This window comes from Ectobacillus panaciterrae DSM 19096, from assembly GCF_000430785.1.
GTDB classification, from domain to species: domain Bacteria; phylum Bacillota; class Bacilli; order Bacillales; family Bacillaceae_G; genus Ectobacillus; species Ectobacillus panaciterrae.
This window is the reverse complement of record NZ_AUMR01000155.1, coordinates 1-4,587: the sequence shown is the minus strand read 5'-3', so window position 1 is coordinate 4,587 and position 4,587 is coordinate 1. Positions and strand designations below refer to the sequence as shown.

At 31.2% G+C, this 4,587-nt stretch carries 9 protein-coding genes; all 9 read left to right on the top strand.

The annotated features are described in order from the left end of the window. Positions 1–184, top strand: a 184-nt coding sequence (locus H540_RS35695) for a hypothetical protein (RefSeq protein ID WP_028402230.1), incomplete at its 5' end; no start/stop codon positions are given. A 247-nt stretch (positions 185–431) separates the two neighbouring features. Further along, a complete protein-coding gene (locus H540_RS0121585; protein WP_028402345.1) occupies positions 432–782 on the top strand; it encodes a hypothetical protein in 351 nt (116 codons plus the stop codon). A gap of 129 nt (positions 783–911) precedes the next feature. Beyond that, positions 912–1,388, top strand: a complete 477-nt coding sequence (locus tag H540_RS0121580; protein ID WP_028402344.1) for a GNAT family N-acetyltransferase — start codon at positions 912–914, stop codon at positions 1,386–1,388. 204 nt (positions 1,389–1,592) lie between these two features. Beyond that, positions 1,593–2,045 carry a hypothetical protein gene (locus tag H540_RS0121575; RefSeq protein WP_028402343.1) on the top strand — a complete coding sequence of 151 codons (453 nt, stop codon included), beginning with the start codon at positions 1,593–1,595 and terminating at the stop codon, positions 2,043–2,045. A gap of 180 nt (positions 2,046–2,225) precedes the next feature. After that, a complete protein-coding gene (locus H540_RS0121570; protein ID WP_028402342.1) occupies positions 2,226–2,417 on the top strand; it encodes a hypothetical protein in 192 nt (63 codons plus the stop codon). A gap of 252 nt (positions 2,418–2,669) precedes the next feature. Beyond that, a complete protein-coding gene (locus tag H540_RS0121565) occupies positions 2,670–3,122 on the top strand; it encodes a hypothetical protein (protein WP_028402341.1) in 453 nt (150 codons plus the stop codon). Between the two features lie 254 nt (positions 3,123–3,376). Further along, positions 3,377–3,721: a DUF4306 domain-containing protein gene (locus H540_RS35690; RefSeq protein WP_081415236.1), complete on the top strand. Its 345-nt coding sequence runs from the start codon at positions 3,377–3,379 to the stop codon at positions 3,719–3,721. A 122-nt stretch (positions 3,722–3,843) separates the two neighbouring features. Continuing rightward, complete coding sequence (locus H540_RS0121555; RefSeq protein ID WP_028402339.1) at positions 3,844–4,116, top strand: hypothetical protein; 273 nt, start codon at positions 3,844–3,846, stop codon at positions 4,114–4,116. Between the two features lie 195 nt (positions 4,117–4,311). Continuing rightward, on the top strand, positions 4,312–4,587 hold a 276-nt coding region (locus tag H540_RS0121550; RefSeq protein ID WP_028402338.1), incomplete at its 3' end, for a hypothetical protein.

Sequence of the window (4,587 nt, the reverse complement as noted above, 5' to 3'; positions counted from 1 at the left end):
AAATAATAGAGCTAAAAAGGTTTTTGTTAATAAAAACAGAACAAGATTACAAAATACACTTGAAAGGACAAATAAATGGAAGTCAGTCATTATGAATTACCTAAACGAAGTGAAAGGCAAAAGAATAAGAAACAGAAAGAACCACCAGAAGGCTTATTTTTTTGGGGATTGCTTTGGTCAGTAGGTTACTCAATTCCTAGTCAATGGTTATCTATATGGTCTAGTATCACAGTTGCAGGTTGCTTGTTTTATATCTCAAAGAAATTTGAAAAAATGAAACTACCTTCTCAAGTTAAGTGGAGTATTTCTTGTTCAATATTTTTTATAGGGCTTGTTGTTCTTTATTTGCATATTTTTAACCAGGACTTCTGATAACGCGCGTTATGTTAACTAGAAAGCGCAAATACCACTTTTGGAAAGAGGATTATAATATGATTAAAAATGAATTGATTAAAGGTATCACTGGTCAATTCCAGAACCTAGCAGGCGAAGAATATGAGCTAGACGAAATGACTGTGTCTTTATTTACGGAAGAAGAAATATATGATGGACAACTTGGTTATAGCATAGATTCAGAAGGGAATTCTTTGATTGGCGAAAACGAAGGAGACTGGAAAGCTAGCTGGTTAGTAATTGGACAAGACGTATATTTTGGGGATCCAATATTTATTGATGTTCTTCAAACAGGATGTCCAGTATATACAGCAATGCATGGTGAAGGAGATTGGGAGTCAATCCTGCTTTCTAATACATTGCATGATTTCCTAGTTAACTTCCGATAATCCTACTTATATTAACAATATTTTTTGTATTAATATAATTGAAATTGAATAATTATTAAATTATATTGTTGTTTAATAATCCCTCGCCATATAAAATAATTATAAATATACACATGAGGAGAGGGTATAATGACAATACATCTAGCGATCTATGAAGAAATCCATATTGTTCATAAGATTATGATGGATGCTTTTTATGAATACAAAGATACTGTACCACCTTCTAGTGCATTAGAAGAAACTATTGAATCTATACAAGATGCTTGGAAACAACAACAGGAACTAGCAGGAATTTACATACTCAATCAAACACCTGTAGGGATGATTCGTTTTAGTGTACAAAAAAATAATATATATTTCTTCCGCTTATCTGTCCATCCAGATCATAGAGGTAAAGGAATTGCCAAAGAATTGCTCCATTGGTTAGAAGATTACGCAAAAAAATACAATAAAAAATACATCACCTGTAAAGTACGAGCAACTATCCCTAAAAATATTAAATTATATGAATCTGTAGGATATCAAGTTTATGAAGAAGACATTGTATATAAGAAAGATGGTACAAGTGTAAAAACTATTTCTATGAAGAAGCCCTTATTTGTTTAAATACAACTACCGATAACACTGATTATGTGAACAAGAAATCCCTTCAGAACATAAGGTCTGAAGGGTATTTTTATAATGCCTGAGACTAATTGACTACCGATAATGAGATGTTATGTAAATCTGACATGAATAGAGTATACAACTAATCTTCTTCTCTTCAAATGATTAGTATATGGTAAAATTATGAAAAGGGGGATGGTCATTTTGAGAAAGTTTACTGCTATTTTTGTGGTTTCTGTATTCATATTTACTTGTGTTGGATGTTCAAATTCGTCTGATAAGACAATAAAGACTAACGCTGCATCCATAGACACTCAATCAAAAAATATCACAATTAAAATAATAGATGCGCAAAATGATGAACAGCATTATTTAGTACAAATAATGACGAATGGGAAACAAACAAAAGATATGGCTGTATTACCTGAGAGTAAATTTGTAATTACTGATGATAAGAAGGAAGCAAAAACGGAGTTTTATGTAGGCGTTACATATACCATAAGAGTATCTAAAACTACTGTAAAATCTACCGAAGAATACTTTAAAAAACCAAAAACAGGACATCAAACACCCGAAGAAGAGAAACCTTTGGTACAAGAAGAATTCATTCCAAGTGCGGAATCTAACACATTAGAAATCAAAGTGAATCCTAGCTAAATTATATATTTTCTTTATAATATCTTTGAAGAATGACAGTAGCATTCGTTGATTTTAATACTACATGCTGCATCCCATTCTAAAAGATATTATCTTTACTTCCGATAACACTGATTATGTGAACAAGAAAGCTCGTCAGAACAGGATCTGTATGGATGTATGGGGAAGGAGTTGAGGAAGATGAAGAATGTTTATCAAGGTTTGCAGTATATGGGAATTCTCGCCATGCTCATCTTTGGTGGTACCTTCATCCTCCGTTGGATGTTGCAAGACGAATTGTTGTTGGACCAATTGATCGGCTTTACTGTTGGATTGGTCGTTCTGGTGACAGCACACATTGTGAAGCGTCGCAACAGACAACATATAATATAAAGGAGACCCTCTCTCTAAAACGGAGAGGGGGTTGCTGTTTTCACAATAGGTGAAGGAGAGAGAATTTATTATAACGTTAAGATGATTAGACTTAGGGGGATTAGATTTTGAACAAAGGAAATTCTCTTTAATCTAAGTTCCAAGACTGACAGATAATTAGTTTCTAGGTGTATAGGATAATAATCAATAAATATTAAATTTTTACAGAAAAAGTGGATGAACGGTATATTTTATTTTTTAGGAGGTATAGTTATGAAAAAAGTTTATATGATATTTATATCTATCTTGAGTATATCTATATTTTTATTTGGATGTAGTACAAAGGAAAAAGCCATAAAAGAAGACTTCGGACTTGAGAAAGTTCAAAAAATTGAAGTATCGTCAGTAGACAATCCAGAATTAGTTTTAAATGTTATTGATAATAAAGAAAATGTAAATAAATTTATGAATGCACTAAAAGTCGATAAATGGAGTATTGCAGATATTCCTTCGAATGCCACTAAAGAGAATATTTATAAGATGTATCAAGAGGAAACGATCAAGTTTGGAGAGTCGTCAAACAAAGATGAAAAAAAGCTTAAACAAATAGCTACAATTATTACTTATGAAGACAGTCCTTATATCAACGTTAAAACTAAAAATCTAAACTTTAATTTTAACGTTCCAAAAGATGTATCCAAATATCTTTCTAACCAGAATAATTAGGGAATTTAACCATAAATAAAATAATAAAAAGCTCTCGTTTTGATAAAACGAGAGCTTTTTATTTTCATTCAAATCAACATCTGTGGCATCTATTTAACCCAACTTTATTCAAAGCCAACATCTGAAAGGAACTTTTGTAAGCTTATAGATACATTGACTTCCGATAATAAGATGTTATGTTAACTTCACATGTATAGGATATACAGGTAAAACATTCACTTTGTATATTACTGTTATGGTATAATTTAACTATTATGTATCATGTTGTAAACGAGAAAGGTTGTTATATTTTGAAAGTCACATATATGGTTCAAATAGGGGTTTCTTTTATCATTTTTATGGTTTTTACTATTACAAGTTGGTATGCGGGAAGTCAATTACTGGACAATGAAAGTGAATGGATTTATACCGCTAAATTTACAAAATGGATGGGAAGACCACTCACAGATAGAAGTGAAATCTCTCAGCTCGACTTCTTTGTATATAGCGCAAAATTTTACCCCAATTACGTTATCGTCATGTTAATTAGTTTCTTATATTGTCTATCCACGTTGATCTATAGCATTTGGAAAATAAAAAAGGCTTCTATCTCCTCATAATCTGAAGTACTGATATTCCTATTTAAATAAGGCATAACAGTTGGACAAGCTAGCATAAAATGCTTATACTCAAAAGGTAAATTATGGATTGTTTAAGATTATCAAAACAGGAGGTTTTATTTATGAAAAAAAGACTAGTTTCAGTTCTTTGTTTTGCAGGAGCTCTTGCTCTTACCGTATCAATAGGGTTTGCAAAGGATAACAGTTTTCAAGATGTAAAGGTATCTACACAAAGTGAAGATCATATAGGACCAGTAAAGGTTCAAAATAAAGATCGCTTATTAGTTATAACAAGAGAAGAACAAGAAGCCGTGGAAAGTTCATCAGTTAAGGCAGGTTTTCTTGTGAGAGAAGACGGAACAAAAATCTTTTTTGAAAAAACAAGTAACAATTAATTCAATAATCTTCGTTACGTAAACAGAAAGCCGTCTATCAAGACGGCTTTTTGTACCTACTTCCGATAAATTATGTTATGTAAACCTCACATGTATAAGATATACAGGAAAAAATTCTTTTTAACGTATTATTCAAATGGTAAAATAAAAGGAAAAAATGGAGGGTATTTGTAAATATTTACAAGGAGAAGAAAGATGAAAATATTACAAAATAAAAAGGTTTGTATTGCAATTGGAGCAAATATTATGTTTTGCATAACTCTTTATATATATTTGGTCTATTCTTCTGAATTTCTTTATATACATTATGGTAGTGACCTTCAGAAAGGTATTGAGGTTGAGCTTACATATATCTTTTTTGCTTTATTAGTTCCGTTGATGATTTCCGTTATTTTTTCATCTATTTCTTTACGTAAAAAGGAAGGTTGGAAGGGCGTATTAACTTTCAATTTCTTTTTTTCCATATTTTTT

What these genes read in the sequence shown, in the direction of transcription:
- H540_RS0121565 (WP_028402341.1), top strand. Translation starts at nt 2,670, where the DNA reads ATGAAAAAAGTTTATATGATATTTATATCTATCTTGAGTATATCTATA.
- H540_RS0121580 (WP_028402344.1), top strand. Translation starts at nt 912, where the DNA reads ATGACAATACATCTAGCGATCTATGAAGAAATCCATATTGTTCATAAG.
- H540_RS0121555 (WP_028402339.1), top strand. Translation starts at nt 3,844, where the DNA reads ATGAAAAAAAGACTAGTTTCAGTTCTTTGTTTTGCAGGAGCTCTTGCT.
- H540_RS0121570 (WP_028402342.1), top strand. Translation starts at nt 2,226, where the DNA reads ATGAAGAATGTTTATCAAGGTTTGCAGTATATGGGAATTCTCGCCATG.
- H540_RS35690 (WP_081415236.1), top strand. Translation starts at nt 3,377, where the DNA reads ATGTATCATGTTGTAAACGAGAAAGGTTGTTATATTTTGAAAGTCACA.
- H540_RS0121585 (WP_028402345.1), top strand. Translation starts at nt 432, where the DNA reads ATGATTAAAAATGAATTGATTAAAGGTATCACTGGTCAATTCCAGAAC.